At 65.7% G+C, this 12,913-nt stretch carries 17 protein-coding genes; 3 read left to right on the top strand and 14 right to left on the bottom strand.

Annotation, left to right across the window (positions count from 1 at the left end):
• From ACIRHA_RS29355 to ACIRHA_RS29345, 3 genes are all read right to left on the bottom strand, one after another.
• Window positions 1-1,221, bottom strand: coding sequence for a putative T7SS-secreted protein (locus ACIRHA_RS29355; protein WP_403852005.1), 1,221 nt, complete (start codon window positions 1,219-1,221; stop codon window positions 1-3).
• 88 nt (window positions 1,222-1,309) lie between these two features.
• Window positions 1,310-1,591 carry a WXG100 family type VII secretion target gene (locus ACIRHA_RS29350; RefSeq protein WP_403852002.1) on the bottom strand — a complete coding sequence of 94 codons (282 nt, stop codon included), beginning with the start codon at window positions 1,589-1,591 and terminating at the stop codon, window positions 1,310-1,312.
• Window positions 1,592-1,853: 262 nt separating this feature from the next.
• A complete protein-coding gene (locus tag ACIRHA_RS29345) occupies window positions 1,854-2,513 on the bottom strand; it encodes a hypothetical protein (RefSeq protein WP_403851999.1) in 660 nt (219 codons plus the stop codon).
• A 218-nt stretch (window positions 2,514-2,731) separates the two neighbouring features.
• On the opposite strand from ACIRHA_RS29345, the gene ACIRHA_RS29340 reads away from it, so the two are divergent.
• A complete protein-coding gene (locus tag ACIRHA_RS29340; protein WP_403851996.1) occupies window positions 2,732-3,376 on the top strand; it encodes a hypothetical protein in 645 nt (214 codons plus the stop codon).
• A 19-nt stretch (window positions 3,377-3,395) separates the two neighbouring features.
• Complete coding sequence (locus ACIRHA_RS29335; protein ID WP_403851993.1) at window positions 3,396-4,037, top strand: hypothetical protein; 642 nt, start codon at window positions 3,396-3,398, stop codon at window positions 4,035-4,037.
• A gap of 556 nt (window positions 4,038-4,593) precedes the next feature.
• On the opposite strand, the gene ACIRHA_RS29330 is transcribed toward ACIRHA_RS29335, so the two are convergent.
• The 3 genes from ACIRHA_RS29330 to ACIRHA_RS29320 all read right to left on the bottom strand — a co-directional run bounded on the left by ACIRHA_RS29330 (window position 4,594) and on the right by ACIRHA_RS29320 (window position 6,116).
• Entirely contained in the window at window positions 4,594-5,145 is a 552-nt protein-coding gene (locus ACIRHA_RS29330; protein ID WP_403852163.1) for a hypothetical protein, read from the bottom strand.
• Window positions 5,145-5,663, bottom strand: coding sequence for a hypothetical protein (locus tag ACIRHA_RS29325; protein ID WP_403851990.1), 519 nt, complete (start codon window positions 5,661-5,663; stop codon window positions 5,145-5,147). Before ACIRHA_RS29325 ends, ACIRHA_RS29330 begins: the two co-directional genes overlap by 1 nt.
• Before the next feature lie 66 nt (window positions 5,664-5,729).
• On the bottom strand, window positions 5,730-6,116 hold the full coding sequence (locus ACIRHA_RS29320; RefSeq protein WP_403851987.1) for a hypothetical protein: 387 nt from the start codon (window positions 6,114-6,116) through the stop codon (window positions 5,730-5,732).
• A 319-nt stretch (window positions 6,117-6,435) separates the two neighbouring features.
• Between ACIRHA_RS29320 and ACIRHA_RS29315 the strand changes: the two genes are divergently transcribed.
• The gene (locus tag ACIRHA_RS29315) at window positions 6,436-7,080 is read left to right on the top strand and encodes a hypothetical protein (protein WP_403851984.1); all 645 of its coding nucleotides are present in this window, start codon (window positions 6,436-6,438) and stop codon (window positions 7,078-7,080) included.
• 56 nt (window positions 7,081-7,136) lie between these two features.
• Here ACIRHA_RS29315 and ACIRHA_RS29310 read toward each other — a convergent pair whose 3' ends face one another.
• From ACIRHA_RS29310 to ACIRHA_RS29275, 8 genes are all read right to left on the bottom strand, one after another.
• Window positions 7,137-7,475 carry a type VII secretion target gene (locus ACIRHA_RS29310; RefSeq protein WP_403851980.1) on the bottom strand — a complete coding sequence of 113 codons (339 nt, stop codon included), beginning with the start codon at window positions 7,473-7,475 and terminating at the stop codon, window positions 7,137-7,139.
• 298 nt (window positions 7,476-7,773) lie between these two features.
• Window positions 7,774-8,445 (bottom strand): SMI1/KNR4 family protein, encoded by a 672-nt coding sequence (locus ACIRHA_RS29305; RefSeq protein WP_403851977.1) that lies wholly within the window; start codon window positions 8,443-8,445, stop codon window positions 7,774-7,776.
• Window positions 8,446-8,451: 6 nt separating this feature from the next.
• Complete coding sequence (locus tag ACIRHA_RS29300; RefSeq protein ID WP_403851974.1) at window positions 8,452-9,258, bottom strand: hypothetical protein; 807 nt, start codon at window positions 9,256-9,258, stop codon at window positions 8,452-8,454.
• 77 nt (window positions 9,259-9,335) lie between these two features.
• On the bottom strand, window positions 9,336-9,989 hold the full coding sequence (locus ACIRHA_RS29295; protein ID WP_403851971.1) for a hypothetical protein: 654 nt from the start codon (window positions 9,987-9,989) through the stop codon (window positions 9,336-9,338).
• Complete coding sequence (locus ACIRHA_RS29290; protein WP_403851968.1) at window positions 9,986-10,720, bottom strand: hypothetical protein; 735 nt, start codon at window positions 10,718-10,720, stop codon at window positions 9,986-9,988. Before ACIRHA_RS29290 ends, ACIRHA_RS29295 begins: the two co-directional genes overlap by 4 nt.
• Before the next feature lie 100 nt (window positions 10,721-10,820).
• Complete coding sequence (locus tag ACIRHA_RS29285) at window positions 10,821-11,162, bottom strand: hypothetical protein (RefSeq protein WP_403851965.1); 342 nt, start codon at window positions 11,160-11,162, stop codon at window positions 10,821-10,823.
• 59 nt (window positions 11,163-11,221) lie between these two features.
• The gene (locus tag ACIRHA_RS29280) at window positions 11,222-12,478 is read right to left on the bottom strand and encodes an amidase domain-containing protein (protein WP_403851962.1); all 1,257 of its coding nucleotides are present in this window, start codon (window positions 12,476-12,478) and stop codon (window positions 11,222-11,224) included.
• Window positions 12,475-12,816: a type VII secretion target gene (locus tag ACIRHA_RS29275; protein ID WP_403851959.1), complete on the bottom strand. Its 342-nt coding sequence runs from the start codon at window positions 12,814-12,816 to the stop codon at window positions 12,475-12,477. The genes ACIRHA_RS29280 and ACIRHA_RS29275 overlap by 4 nt, the downstream gene beginning before the upstream one ends.
• Window positions 12,817-12,913 lie beyond the last annotated feature (97 nt).

Here is a 12,913-nt window from a genome sequence, read left to right as displayed (position 1 = left end):
TTACGCCGCCCCCGCCGCCGACATGAACGCGTTGCTGGACGGTGCGCTCGCCGACTGGGTACTCGATCCGCCCGACACAAGGCCGTGCACCAGGCCGACGCCCTTGATGCCGCCCATCGTTCCACGCATCAGCCCACTGCCGACGTCCAAGGCTTCCTCGCCGAGCCCCAGCCCCTTACCCGCCCGAGCCAGGCCCTTGTACATCACGCCACTGGCCATCCCCCTGGCCACATTGACCGAGGTCGCCACCTCATCGGCGTGCGAGAAGACACCCGCGAGTCGCTCGCCCGTCGCCGCTGCCTTGGCCGCCTTCGCTCCCGCCGTCAGCCCCTTGACCGCTCCGACACCGGGCAGCACACCAAGACCCGCACCGACCCAGTCCATCACTCCGACCTTGTCGCCGCGTGCCGTCTTGGCCGCGTAGCCGGCCAGAGCGACCGCGCTGGCACCGATGGCCAGTGCCCCGAACACCGCCCCCACGGGCGGGATGGCCATGGTCGCCAAGGACAAGATGGACAGCACGGATCCGATCTTGGAGAACAGGTCCGCGTGGTCGGCGAGAAAGTCCGTGAAGCCGTCCCAGGCACCCTTCAGGCCGTCCGAGATCTTGTTCCAGACACTGATGTCCGGTGGCCGGTTCTCCGAGGCTTCACGTATGGCCTGCTCCGCTTTGCCGGCCTGCTCCTCCCAGTAATCACGCAGCGCCTCGCCGTCCTGGATAAGGATCTTGAGCTCGTTCGCCGCGTGCTGGGCCGCATTCGACGCGGAATCGGCCTCCTCCGACAACGTCTTGGCCTGCTCCTCGCTGATCTGCTGGAACCGTACGCTGTCGATCTTGCTGTTGACCCGGTCGACGTCGGCGTTCTTCTGATCGAGCAGCCTGCGGGCGTCGACCGCACGGTCGTCGAGGCTCTTGGCCTGCCGCTGCAGCGTCTGCAGCTCGTCGTGCCAGCCGCGCAGCGCCCTGGAGCAGGCATTCATCGACTCATGGCCCTGTCGAAGATACTTGGGCAGTTCGCCGACTTTGCCCTGGAACTTCTTGGCTGCCTCGCCGTCCCACACACCGTCGGTTTTCCCGATGCTCGTGAGCATTTCGCGCAACTCGTCGAGCTCGTCGCCGACCGTCTTGACGTCGTACGCCAGCGACTCGATCGTGTGCAGATCGCCCTTGGCTGGATTGAATTTCAGACCGGGCCAGCCGGGATCGTCGAATATCCCCATCGTCCTCTCCCCGTTACGTGTACGTGTGCTGCTCCGGTTGTGCCGGTTGCTCCAGCGCGGGGTGTCGGCGCCGCGGCGGCCGCAGCTTCTACTGGCTGAAGCCCTTCTGGATGTCCTGATCGGTCGTCAGGTAGGCATCGAGGGTCTTCTGCAGCCCCTCGTGCAGCGTCTTGGCGGCGTCGGCGATCCGCTTGATGCCGTCGCCCCAGTCATCCTGGAAGTCGTCACATGCCTCATCCAGGCCGTCCGTACCGAGGCCCTTCGGGCCCACTTTGTTGAGCCGCTGCTGGGCGTCGCGCATGCGGTCGTCCACCTGGTCCAGCCTGCCGATCAACGTTTTCATGCGATCGGTGTCGATCTGGAAGTCCATCCCCGTGCACCTCCCCCGTTTCCCGTCGTTACCGCGATCGGACACTGCCGGGCAGATTATCGGAGGGGGGACTTCCGGCCCCACACAGAGATGCGCATCTGGTTCGATCTTTACTCGCCTATGGCAGAAACAGAAGAAAGCGCGTACCCCATCGGGCACACCGCCCCACGCCTACGGGAGAGAAGCCACGGGGACGGCCTGCCCCTTCACCACGTCCACGGCCGTCCGTACGCAACGAACAAACCGACATCGCGGGCGACGACTACGGCCTGGTCGCGCCGACCGGGAGGATGCCCGACACCTGAGTGGTGAACGCTTCGTGGTCGGGGAGATTGAGGGTGGCCCAGGACCCGTCGGCGAAGCCGAACTCGAAAAGCTCGGCCTTCTTTTGGTGACGGATCCACGCCAGTTGAGAACGGGGGCAGTGCCAGCCGGCCTCGACGCCTTCATCTTCGATGCCGGACGGAGGCATCACGGCGCTGGGCGCGTAAAAGACCTGCAGTCCATCGGGGGTCAGGACGAGGAACGAGTACACGTACCACCAGCGGGAGCGGGGCTGAATCGCGGCTTCCAGCTGTCCGGCCAGGCTGTCCCAGCCTCCCCAGAAGCCGCGCTTGCGGCGCTTGTACTTCTCGCGCTTGCCCGGATCGTCACAGATGTTCTTGGGGCCGGTCTTCGCAGCGTTCTCATCTCCCCAGAACAATGTCGAGGCCACGACCTTGGCCTTCTGCCCGGTGCCGACGGAGTCGTCGCCATCACTGAACACTTCCGGACGCCGGTCGGCCGGAGCCACGGGCTCCCTTTCCCGCCACCAATTCAGGCGGTTGATGGTGAAGGGCCCTGTGACAGGAGTTCCCGGCGGGAGAAGGGCGGCGACGCGAGGGCTCATGTCCTTGGCCTGCGCGGCTGCGATGGCGCTCATGACTGCGGCGTGTTTCATGGAACGGGTACGGCTCCTGTGCTGTCGAAGTGGTGAGTAGGTACGGGATATCGGTCTACCGGGGGCCTGCTGGGTCCGATCTGTATGGATAGGGTTCCGAAGCGGCGTTGAGACGTCGCGTTGACATGTAATCCAGGGGGCGTTCGCTCAGACTGCTCCGCCCCTGGCCCCATGCGGTCGAGCATCCAGGAGAGCGAATCATGCGCGGTGCGGCCACCGACGAGACTCAGCAGGCACAACTCGCGGCGCAACCCCCCTTGTCGAAATACGCTTTCGACGATCCCGACACCCGCTCCGCCTGGACGAGAACCAGACGCAAGGTAAGGGTGCGCCTCACGCTCTGGACGGCCTTCTGGTCGGGTTCGTTCATCGTGCTGAGCCTGCTCGACGGTTTCGGAGTGATCAGCCTGTCCGAGGTCCGCTTCGAAGCGCGCTGGGGAGGGGACGGCGGCACCCTGCTCGGCCTGGTCGGGGCAGTACCCTTCCTCGTTTACCTGTGCCAGCTGTACCTCTACGTACTCTCCCTCCGGTCCCTGAAGCGCATACGGCGAGTGCTCGAGCGGCGCCCGTGGCGTCTCGTCTCCGCCGTCCGCAAGCAGCACCAGGTCACGGACGCGAGCGGAGTGCCCGTCCGGCTGCGGATCGGGGCCGAAGGGGCGCGGAACGAGTGGAGTCACCTCATGTCGGCCAGCGGGGTGCCGCGCAAGCGTCGGTGGCCCGAGGCCATGGAAAACGGCGCGTGGCACGCGGGGGACAGTTGGGGCCCAGGAGTGCTGGCCCTCCCCGACGGCGAGAACCTCATGGAGGTCAGGAAAGGTCAAGCCACCCGGGCGGCCCGAGCGTAGAGGGGAAACACCACTCATCATGAGCAACGATATTTCACGGCCCGCCACGGTCCCCGCAACACCCAACGTGGAGCAGGTGCTGTCGCACAACTTCCGCGCCCTCGCGAAGTTTGTCGCATTCCGCCTGTGCTTGATCGTGGCTCTGATGCTCGGACCGGTCGTCTGCATCAAACTGGGCGTGGTGCCAGATTCCGCGTTCACCGTACTGCCGATCGTTCCCGGACTATTTGTTCTGACCTTCACCGTGCTCCGCGTGAGGTTTGCGACCAGATACTTCGCCTGCAAGCGGGTTTTGCGTCACTATCCGCTCACTCACTACTCGCGGGTCGCCAAGAAGGAAATAAGGGGAAAGGCCTACGGGACTGTGTTCACGCTACGTGTATCGATTCGGGGGCAGCACGGAGCTCCACTGATGCGTGGGGTCAATGCCGCGGGGAGCCCGCGGTGGCCGGCAGGGTTCGACGAGGGCGGCTGGGTGGCCGGTGACCTCCCGTACGGCGGAGTCGTCGTCTCCCCTACGACCAACGCCATGCTCTTCATCAAGCCGGATGACTGGGACAAGTTGGAGCCCCGGCGTCGAGAAATGGAGCCGGAGCGTGCGGACTTGGCCAGGCGGGCCCGGCTGGCCAACGGCAAGTGGCCCGAACCGAGGTTTTCCTAGGGGTACTCGGGCAGCCTCGGACCCACCAGTCCGCGACTCAACGCTCCCAGTACTTCGCCACCGCCTGCGCATACGCCACCCGCGGGTCGAGGCCGCTTTCGCGGGCTTTGAACCGGCAAAATCAGCTCCGCCAACTGCTCGTGGTTCGGCGCCAATACGGTGAAACGACCGCCATCTCCCCCGACGACAACGGCAAGTGGTGCTGCACCGGCTGAATCCGTGGCGAGGGTGAAGCGCGGCTTGCATCCGGCAGGGAGGGGCCAGCCATCCGGAGCGCCACGACGTACGTAGACAGGGTCGGAGCCGCGAGGGCGCAGCTCATAGTGCTTTCCGCGGCGGTGGCGAGTGAAGGTGAGGGCCATCAAGTGTCCACTTTGGTCGAATCGTTGATTGGCTCGGACGTCAGCGGTGCGGGGCAAAGGGTTAGCAGGGGCGTGGCCCCCGACGGCGTCGCCTGCGCCGTCGCGCAGCAGGCTCCCAGTCGTCGTTCCTGGTCATGGCATAAGCGCTCGGTACCCCGTATCGAGCCGGACCTCCAGAAACGATCTCGCCCGTCTCACAGTTTGCCCGTAACGACTCCCCGCCAGGTCCACCCCGCGGCCAGCACAATCTTCTGCAGAGGTTCCTTCAAGTCGGAAGTGTCAAAACTGAACGTCTCCGTCGCCTCGAGGCCACCGTCCTCGCCCCTGCCCAGCGTCCACCGCTTCGAAGTCGTCTGCACTTGGCCACGCTGGCTCTCGGCCGAGATCGCCAGCGTAGGGACACCGCCGGCCCACGTAACCTCGTACTGCTGGTCGAGGGAACGCACCTCACACTTCTCCGGAGCCAACCGCATGCGCACCTGGAAGATTCGGCTCACCTCGGTGCGCACGAAGAAGGTCTGCCAGGCCGGTTCCGTGATGCGCCATTCGGCGACCAGATCTGCCCCCTCATCACGGCCGTTCCGGATGACATACGGGACGTCGGGACGGTTCAGGCCGAGCAGAGCCTCGTGCACCTCAGTGGCGGATCGTGGAGCCACTCCCTCGGCAGGGCGCTTGGTTCCGGTCAGCTTGTCGAAGAGTCCCGTGAAGTCAACCTTTGAGGAATCGGATTGGCGGTGCGAGATCAGCTGCTTTCGCGGTCCGTCCACGAAGTGGCAGCGGAGTCCGGACGAACGGTACGCACGAAGTCCCGGAAGTGTGCGAGGACATCGGGGTGTTGTGACGCTGTAGCCGTCAACACCAAGCGGACCACCGCCCGCTTACGCGGATCGTCAACATCCAGCATGGCCAGGTACACCTGGGATTGGACGAGATCGCGGGGGACTCCGCCGACGTTGGCGGAGACGGCCAAGGTCTGCGTGAAGCCTGGTGCCTCCCCAGAACCCAGTTCACGTTCTCCGGTAACCACGACGGTCGTAGCAGCCTGACTCAGATGCTCCACGGACTCATGGGCGATCCCGGACAGCGTCGACTCGTCCGGGCGGTATTCGCCATCGATCGTGATGTTCGCGGTGAATCCGCTGTCCGGGTGCGGATACAGCGCGACGAAAGCGGCGTCCGGTGCACCGACGTCATCCGGTGGAGCGGCGTGCCATCCGTCAGGCAGGTCGAACTCGATCGGTACGGGCAGGGTCGTGGCCATCGTGGGCCCTCCTCGCTAGGACGGTGTGCCTGCTTGCCTGCTTCAGAGGCTCGGCGGGAGTGTTCATCAGAGCAGGCTGCCGACGGCATCGCCGATCGCCCCGGCCATATCACCCACGGCATCCGCCGCATCGTTCGCGGTGTCGGCGATCTTCCCCGGGTCAATGGTGGCCTCGAAGCCGACTTCGCCACCGAATCCGACCGCGGCTCCCACCTTGGTACCGATATGCCACTTGCCGTCTTCGCCCTTGCCCAGGGTCGCATCAGCTTCAGCCCCGATGCCTGCCCAGCCCTCCGCTGTCGCCCCGGCCCCGATGCCTCCAAGGTCCGCGCCGCCCGCGACACCGGCCTTCGCTCCTGCGAAGGCTTCCCCGCCGGCATGCACGCCATCGAGACCGACCCCGACGCTGACGCCGACCTCGGCACCTGCCTTCGCCTCCGCTCTCCCATACACCCCGACAGGACCGGCGCCCGCCCGCCCGGCCGTTGGCGGAGGATTCGCCGCCAACGAAGGCGCCGGCGTCCCCCTTGATGCCCTCGTGCGTGATTCCTCCACCCGCGGAGGCCTTGGCACCTACGTAGGCTTCGGCCGCTCCTTCGAGTTTCATGGAGCCGTTGGTGAGTGAGCCCTCCGCGCTGGCGCGGCCGAGATCGGCGTGGGCCTCAGCCTCAGCGAGCTTGCCCGCACCTGTGCCGGGCCCCTTGGCTGAGGCGTCGACGTCGAGCCCAGAGGTGTCGGTGTCGCCGTCAGCGACCCAAACGTCCTTCTTCGGATGGGCACTCTTCTTCTGCTCGGCCGCACGCGTGGCCCCGGCGTCGTCGAGAGAGGTGACGACATTGTCGTTGAAGCCACTTCGGCTGCTTCCAAGGTCGCGCCGCAGTGCCCAGCAGGCGATCTCGTCGGCCTCGGCGGCACCCTGCAGAACGCGATTGATGCTGGAAGCGAAAGCCTCACAGGCTTCCTGCTGTTCGCGAATCACGGCTTGGCCGTCCGGGTCGTGGCGAGCATCCGTGTCTTGGGACAGGTCATCGCGAGGAGTAACGACGCCCGTGGCGTTTACGTAGAGGTTCCGCTCTTTGGCTTCGACATCAGCCAGACGATGAAGGTCGTCCTTGGCCTTCTTCAGTTCGGCATGCAGCGAAAGGAAAACCCCAGCGATGCCTTCGCCTCTGCGTGTGCGTGCTCGAACTGCTGCTGGGCAGCGCGTACATCGTTACCGGCCTTCGCCGCCATCACCATGGGCTGGGACCAACCGGCCTGCCGAAACGGAGAGGACACCTGGTCCCCGTACGCAGTATGCAGTCCCTTAAACTTGACAGCGGTCTCCTCCCAGCGTTCAGCCGCTGCTTTGAGACTGCCGAGGTTGAGGTGGTACAGCTGCTCGTATGTCGGCATGGACTCGGCGCATCCCCCGTAGAATCTGAATTCTTCTTGGGGCGGAGTGAAAACGCCGCCCTACAGTCGCTTTCTCACTCATCCGAACGGCGAAGGCTCGCTCGGCGGGGAGGTCATGATGGCAGTGTTCGTGGCTTCGGTTCGCTGGTACAACGTGCCGGACTCCGTACACCGGCCCGCGAGACTGTTGCAGTCGGCTACAAGTGTCGAAACCTGAGCCGACCAAGTCTCCGCCAGGTCGGTCAGAGCCTTACCCAGCCCGCCCTCCCATTTACCTGCGTCGAAGTTCCGCGAAGCCGAGTGCGTCTCGTCTACCGGATGCGCGCCTACGGTTCGGGCTTCCCCCGCGATCTCACGGGCACCACTCCCGGCGCGATTGAGCGCACCAGGAGTATCAATTTCCGTCCCAACTGCCATCCTTCTCCCCCATTTCCGCAGCATCTCTTATGGAGCAAAGCGTGCGACACTTCGCAAACTCACGTCGGGCCCGGGCGAGTGGAGAGCACCAGTGGGACTGCCGCCTGCGGTGCAGGTTAGTCCACGGTGGTCGGCAGGGGTTCGACGAGGGCGGCTGGGCGACCGGGGATTTTCCGTACGGCGGAGTCGTCATCTCTCCCACGACCAACGCCATGCTCTTCGTCAAGCCGAACGACTGGGGGAACCCTGCGAACCGCGAACGGGACACCTCGGCTCACCCGGTCACCCGGTCACCCGGTCACCCGAAGGGATTCGGGCTTGGCAGCCGCAGCACCGCCCCATCCGGCAGATCGAACACCTGCTGCGCGATCGGGCCCCGGATCCGCATCGCCGCCGCCGAATCCACGGCCTTGAAGTTGTCGAATTCGTAGCCGCCGCCCGCGACGAAGAAGCGGCGGGGGATCAGGCGCTCGGCCGGATCCAGCGCGCCGTTCGCCTTCTGGTAGGCGTAGGCGAAGCTCGCCGTGCCGTTGACGTCGGGGTCGTCGAGGAGCCACTGGGCCCAGTCGTCGAGGCTGGTTCCGAGTTCGGTCAGCTCTGCGGATTCCGGGTTGAGGGTGACCACCTTCGCGCCGTCGATGATGCCGAATTGCGTACCGAAGATGTCCTGGCCGAAACAGAAGATGTCGTCGGCGAGATCGTCGTAAGTGTCTTTCCAGAGGTCTTCGCTGTTCCAGGAAAGGAGGTCGGGGCCGAGGCCCTCGTCACCCGCGCGGAACACCTGGACGCCAGCGTTGAAGAGGAAAAAGCCATTCATGCTGGAGATGACCGTGCCGAGTTCGGCGAGGGGGCCGGTTTCCCAGCCGAAGTCGAGGTCGATGGCTGGGCCCATGGGGCCGCGGGCGCGGCTCAGGAGCTGTTCCAGAGGGCTCTCGGACGCTACGCCGTCGGGCGTTGCTCCGTCGGACATTCCTGATCACTTCGCTTCCGGGCCGATCGGCCGTGTCAGATAGTGCTCTCGTACCCGGTCACTGACGACCAGGCGGAGCGTTGGTTGAAGGACGGGGTCCGTGGGGAGAGCGTCCCATTTCATGTACGGGTGCCATACGCTGTGCGCCGCCAGCAACATGACTTCGCCAAGCTCGACGTCTCCCTGAACTGAGTACCATCCTGCCATCCAGACGCACTCGGCGTACTGGCGAGGGGAGTGCCCCTGCGCGACTAGATCGTGTGCATGCGGGAAGTCATTGGCGGACATGAGCGACTGCCACACAACGCGCTGCTCGTCGGTGGTGAGCGTCTCGTAGGAGCTTTCCACGAGTGGTGAGTCGTGCTGGGCACCTGAGGGAGGAAGCGGCGCGCCCCAAGGCTCGAAGCCGGGGATCAGTTCGACCAGAGGACGTTGCGTCAACTGTTGGGCAAGCCACGACAATCGCCGCCGCAGAATACGTCCGGTCGGTACTGTCTCGGCCACCGCAGTGAGCCGCTCCGCAATGGCCGTGGAAGAGGGCGCTGGTGCGGCCAAGAGTGCCTCGTCGAACGGCATACTCTGGTCGCACAACTCACCACCACTCGGGCCGTCCGTCCGGATCAACGACTCGGCCAGATCCGCAGCTTCAACCATGCGGTCCGACCATTGCAGGATCTGGATCGACGCCGCAGCCGCTTCCCAGACCGGCCCCCGTGCACCACCAGGCCGACGAGCGACCTCGAGCAGTTGTGGCAATGCCTCCTGGAAATGCCCCTCACGGGCGTGTGAGATCAGTTTCTCGGCAGAGTTCATAAGGTCATCCTCTCCTTTGGCCTCTGGAACGGGGGCAGTCCGGTGCCTCATGCGTCGACTCCCCCTCCCGTTCTCTCTCAGCGCACCGTGATCTTGACTCTGGTGCCGTCTGGTAAGCCGCGTACCGCGCTTCCCATGGCCGACCCCGATCCTTGGTTGTCCTTTGCCGCGATGTACCGGACACTGGCGCCCGTCCCGCCCTCCTGGTACATCGCTGGCGGGTACTCGTCCCGGTCTCGCGGGCTGTCCGTCGGTATCCCGCGCAGTGAATCGGCCCGATTGTCGTCCGCGCCATTCCTGTCGATAGTGAGAACGTCTGGCATAGGCATGTCGGTTCGTTTGCGATCGCCCTGCCAGATGGTGCCGTTCTGTGCATCCTCGATGTGTCGGGCGGACTCGGGATACTTGCTTCTGTCGAGGACGAGTTCCGCATCGTATTCGGTCCGACCCCCGGTGCGTTGATTGAAGTCGTCTCGCGCGGCGGCCTGTTCGCGCATTCTGCGTCGCGAGCCCTTGCCGGTCTCGCCGCCGTTCTTGGCGACCTTGTTCGCGAGGTTGATGAGCTCGTGGGCATGCTGGCCGTCCGCGTCCTGGATGTTCTTGACGACCTTCTTGGTTCCGTCCCCGACCTGGCTGTACATGTCGCCGACGGCCTTCGCGGCATCCTTGCTGAGTTTCCTGCCCATTCGCTGTGCGGCGTCTTCGAGCGCCTTGGCTATCGGGTGGCTCATCCGAACGACACTCCTGACGCCGCGTTGCTGAACTTGACCGCATGTCCGGCAACGGCCTCGGAGTGCTTCTTGAAGTCGTCTGCGTGCTTGAGTAGTTCGTCCGGGTGGATGGAGAAGCCGGTGCCGCCGCCCGCGTCGGCGGGGCCGGCGATCGCTTCGCTCGCGGACTCGACGCCCTTCAGGACCAGGCCCTTCAGCGCGCGCCCCACGATGTCCTCGAGCGGTTCGACGGCCTGGGTCGCGAGGTGCGCGATTATCTCCTCCAAGGCGCGTTCGAGGAGTTCGTTCACCACCTTCTTGGTGACCTGGATCAGTGCCGCCTCGGCTGCCGCGGCGGCCCCGAGGGTGACTATCGCCGTCGCGGCGGCTACAGCCAACTGCGCGGCTATGAAGATGAGTTGGGATATCACGGCTATCTTGGCCGCGACGATGAGGGCCGCCGCGACCTCCAGGGCGACCGCCGCCATCTCGCATCCCTGGATGAGCTCGGTCATGTGGCTGGTTGCCAGCCGGCTCCATGTCTCGGCGAGCCGGTCGTACGACGACCCCTCGTAGCAGGCCGCCATGGCCTGGATGGTCGCGGACGCATCCTCCTGCGAGGCGCCGATGTCGCCCGCGAAGGTGCGGACGTGTCCGGCGAATTCGTGGACCGCATCCTCGTTCACTTGAGGCCAGTTCAGGCCCATCAGGTCCATGACCCAGACAAGCTCGTCCGGTAACTCGATCGCCATGCGCTCCCCCTGCATCCCCGTGGCACAACTGTCCATCCTGTGACAGTTGTTCGAAGGATAGTTGCCCGGACGCGGCGGTTCCTCATCACCCGAGGGCGTGTCAACGCAGGACGCGGGTCACCATCAGCCCCGAACAGTCCTGCCCGCCCGCCGGGTCCGGTGCGTACACCCAGTACAGGTAGGCGAGTTGGAGCAGCAGGAGGAACGGGACGAGGCATGCTGTTGCCGTGGCCAGCTGTTCCGGCCGCGTGTCGCCCGGTCGTCGCTCTCGCCCGCGCGCTCCGCGGCGTAGCGCCAACAGCACCCCCACCGCCGCCAGTCCGCACAGCGGAGCGGCCCACGCCGTGACGTACATGCGGGTCGACGGGCCCAAGTAGCGGCAGTGCTGGTACGTGTCGCCCTCGAAGGAGAAGTGGGTCGCCACGAGGGCCGCCGAGGCCACGACCAGGAACGGTACGAGCAGGGGCAGGCGCCGAGTGCAGGGCGGCCTCGGCATCGGTGTCAGTACCAGTCCGGGGATGGGCGGACGATGCGCAGGTTCTGGTCGCCTTCATTCTTCTCTGTCGAGGGGAGGCGGCCTTCCAGGCTGACGTTCTGGTACTCGTTGTTGTGCTGGGTGTACTTGATTTCGCCGTCCGGCATCACCGCGGTGACGATCGCCGCGTGGTGGGTGTTGCCCTTTTCCGCGGTGTCGCCCGTGCCGGCCTGCTCGTAGTAGATGATGTCGCCCGGCTTCGCCTCCGCCTGCGGGATCTCTGAACCGCCGTGCGCGAGCATGAAGTTCTGCTGGTTCTCGGCGGCGGCCCAACTGTCGGAGTAGGAGACGCGCTTGTCGATCGCGTCGATTCCGGTACGGGGGCCGGCCATCCAAGTGTCGTCGTCCGCGGGGCCCCAGAAGCTGGTCTTCTCCTTCATGCCTGCGTGCGCCAGGGCGTTGGAGACGAAGTTGGCGCAGTTGTTGCCGAAGTCGGTGGGGTCGGCCTTGTTCCAGTTGGCGAGGGCGTAGTCGACCATCTTCACGCGGTCGAACTTGCCGTCGGTGCCGCGCAGTTGCTGTTGTACGTCGGCGGGGATGCCGTCCAGGTTCGCGAGGGCGACGGGCTGGGCCAGCATCATGTCCTTGCGCTGTTCGGGCGTGAGGCCGTTCCACCAGCGGCGGGTCGTCGCCTTGTCCTCGCCGACCGGGATGTCGGCGGCGAGCATCTTCATCTGGACGTGGGAGGCGTGTTCCTGGAGGTCGCCGAGCGCCTTGTCGGGGTCGGTGACACCAGTTTGGGCTGCCAGCTTGGCGAACTCGGCCGACGCCAACTCGTCGGCGGCAGTGACCTGTTCGACGGCCTGGTCGATGAGGTCCTGAACCTCGGCCCTGTGCTGTTCCGGCTGTTCGGACTCCGCGCCGGGGTCGGTGATCGTACCGTCGGCGGAGATCTCCAGGCCGTGGCGCGCGGCGAGGTCAAGCGCGGCGTGCAGAGTGCTCTGCGCGGTCTCGATGGTCGTCGTCATGCCGTCGGCGACCATGTTCACCGCGAGCAGGATGTCGTACGCCGACTCGAGCTGGTTCGCGAGCTTCTCGAACTCGGCGGCCGCTTTGGCGCCGACCTCGTCCGTCCAGTTGTCGGCGAGCGGCTTGGCGCCGTACTCGCGCAGGTCCTTCGCCGCGCCCAGGGCGTGCTTGGCGAGTGCGTGCCACTCGTCGGCCGCGGTGGCCCAGGTCTTCGGTTGGGCGCCTGCCACACCCTCGTACGCGACCATGGTCATGCCCTCCCGTGGCCGGTGAGGTCGGCCAGGCCGGTGCGCAGGCGGGACTCGGCCTCGGCGTCCGCGCGGTCGTAACTGGCGGCGGAATCCCGCAACTTCGCGCTCAGCTCGCCCATCCGCTTGGCGAGGGACACCATGTGTTCCTCCCACTTGCGCGCGCAGGCCTTGAGCTCGGCCGGGCTCTGCCAGCCGTGGTCGTGGTGGGAGGCGGGCACCTCGTCGCTGGTGTCGAGTGCGTGGCCGAGGCGCTTGGCCGTCTGGCGGGCCAGGGACTCGGTGTCGTGGGCCGTGGCGCGTACGCGGTCGGCGTTGATGTCGATGTGGGCCATGTCTGCCATGGGCGTTGGACAACTCCCCCGTTGTGAACCGCTGTCGCCGGTTGTCGTGTCACCGGTCGTCGGCCGGTTCGAATCCGGCGATCATCGTACGGGGCCG

The organism is Streptomyces sp. NPDC102360 (genome assembly GCF_044766085.1).
Taxonomy (GTDB): Bacteria; Actinomycetota; Actinomycetes; order Streptomycetales; family Streptomycetaceae; genus Streptomyces.
The sequence above is the reverse complement of the archived record's forward strand: the minus strand, read 5'-3'. Positions and strand labels throughout refer to the sequence as shown.

What these genes read in the sequence shown, in the direction of transcription:
- ACIRHA_RS29315 (WP_403851984.1), top strand. Translation starts at nt 6,436, where the DNA reads ATGGGCACTCTTCTTCTGCTCGGCCGCACGCGTGGCCCCGGCGTCGTC.
- ACIRHA_RS29350 (WP_403852002.1), bottom strand. Translation starts at nt 1,591, where the DNA reads ATGGACTTCCAGATCGACACCGATCGCATGAAAACGTTGATCGGCAGG.
- ACIRHA_RS29335 (WP_403851993.1), top strand. Translation starts at nt 3,396, where the DNA reads ATGAGCAACGATATTTCACGGCCCGCCACGGTCCCCGCAACACCCAAC.
- ACIRHA_RS29290 (WP_403851968.1), bottom strand. Translation starts at nt 10,720, where the DNA reads ATGGCGATCGAGTTACCGGACGAGCTTGTCTGGGTCATGGACCTGATG.
- ACIRHA_RS29325 (WP_403851990.1), bottom strand. Translation starts at nt 5,663, where the DNA reads ATGGCCACGACCCTGCCCGTACCGATCGAGTTCGACCTGCCTGACGGA.
- ACIRHA_RS29275 (WP_403851959.1), bottom strand. Translation starts at nt 12,816, where the DNA reads ATGGCAGACATGGCCCACATCGACATCAACGCCGACCGCGTACGCGCC.
- ACIRHA_RS29340 (WP_403851996.1), top strand. Translation starts at nt 2,732, where the DNA reads ATGCGCGGTGCGGCCACCGACGAGACTCAGCAGGCACAACTCGCGGCG.
- ACIRHA_RS29280 (WP_403851962.1), bottom strand. Translation starts at nt 12,478, where the DNA reads ATGACCATGGTCGCGTACGAGGGTGTGGCAGGCGCCCAACCGAAGACC.
- ACIRHA_RS29300 (WP_403851974.1), bottom strand. Translation starts at nt 9,258, where the DNA reads ATGAACTCTGCCGAGAAACTGATCTCACACGCCCGTGAGGGGCATTTC.
- ACIRHA_RS29295 (WP_403851971.1), bottom strand. Translation starts at nt 9,989, where the DNA reads ATGAGCCACCCGATAGCCAAGGCGCTCGAAGACGCCGCACAGCGAATG.
- ACIRHA_RS29345 (WP_403851999.1), bottom strand. Translation starts at nt 2,513, where the DNA reads ATGAGCGCCATCGCAGCCGCGCAGGCCAAGGACATGAGCCCTCGCGTC.
- ACIRHA_RS29305 (WP_403851977.1), bottom strand. Translation starts at nt 8,445, where the DNA reads ATGTCCGACGGAGCAACGCCCGACGGCGTAGCGTCCGAGAGCCCTCTG.
- ACIRHA_RS29310 (WP_403851980.1), bottom strand. Translation starts at nt 7,475, where the DNA reads ATGGCAGTTGGGACGGAAATTGATACTCCTGGTGCGCTCAATCGCGCC.
- ACIRHA_RS29355 (WP_403852005.1), bottom strand. Translation starts at nt 1,221, where the DNA reads ATGGGGATATTCGACGATCCCGGCTGGCCCGGTCTGAAATTCAATCCA.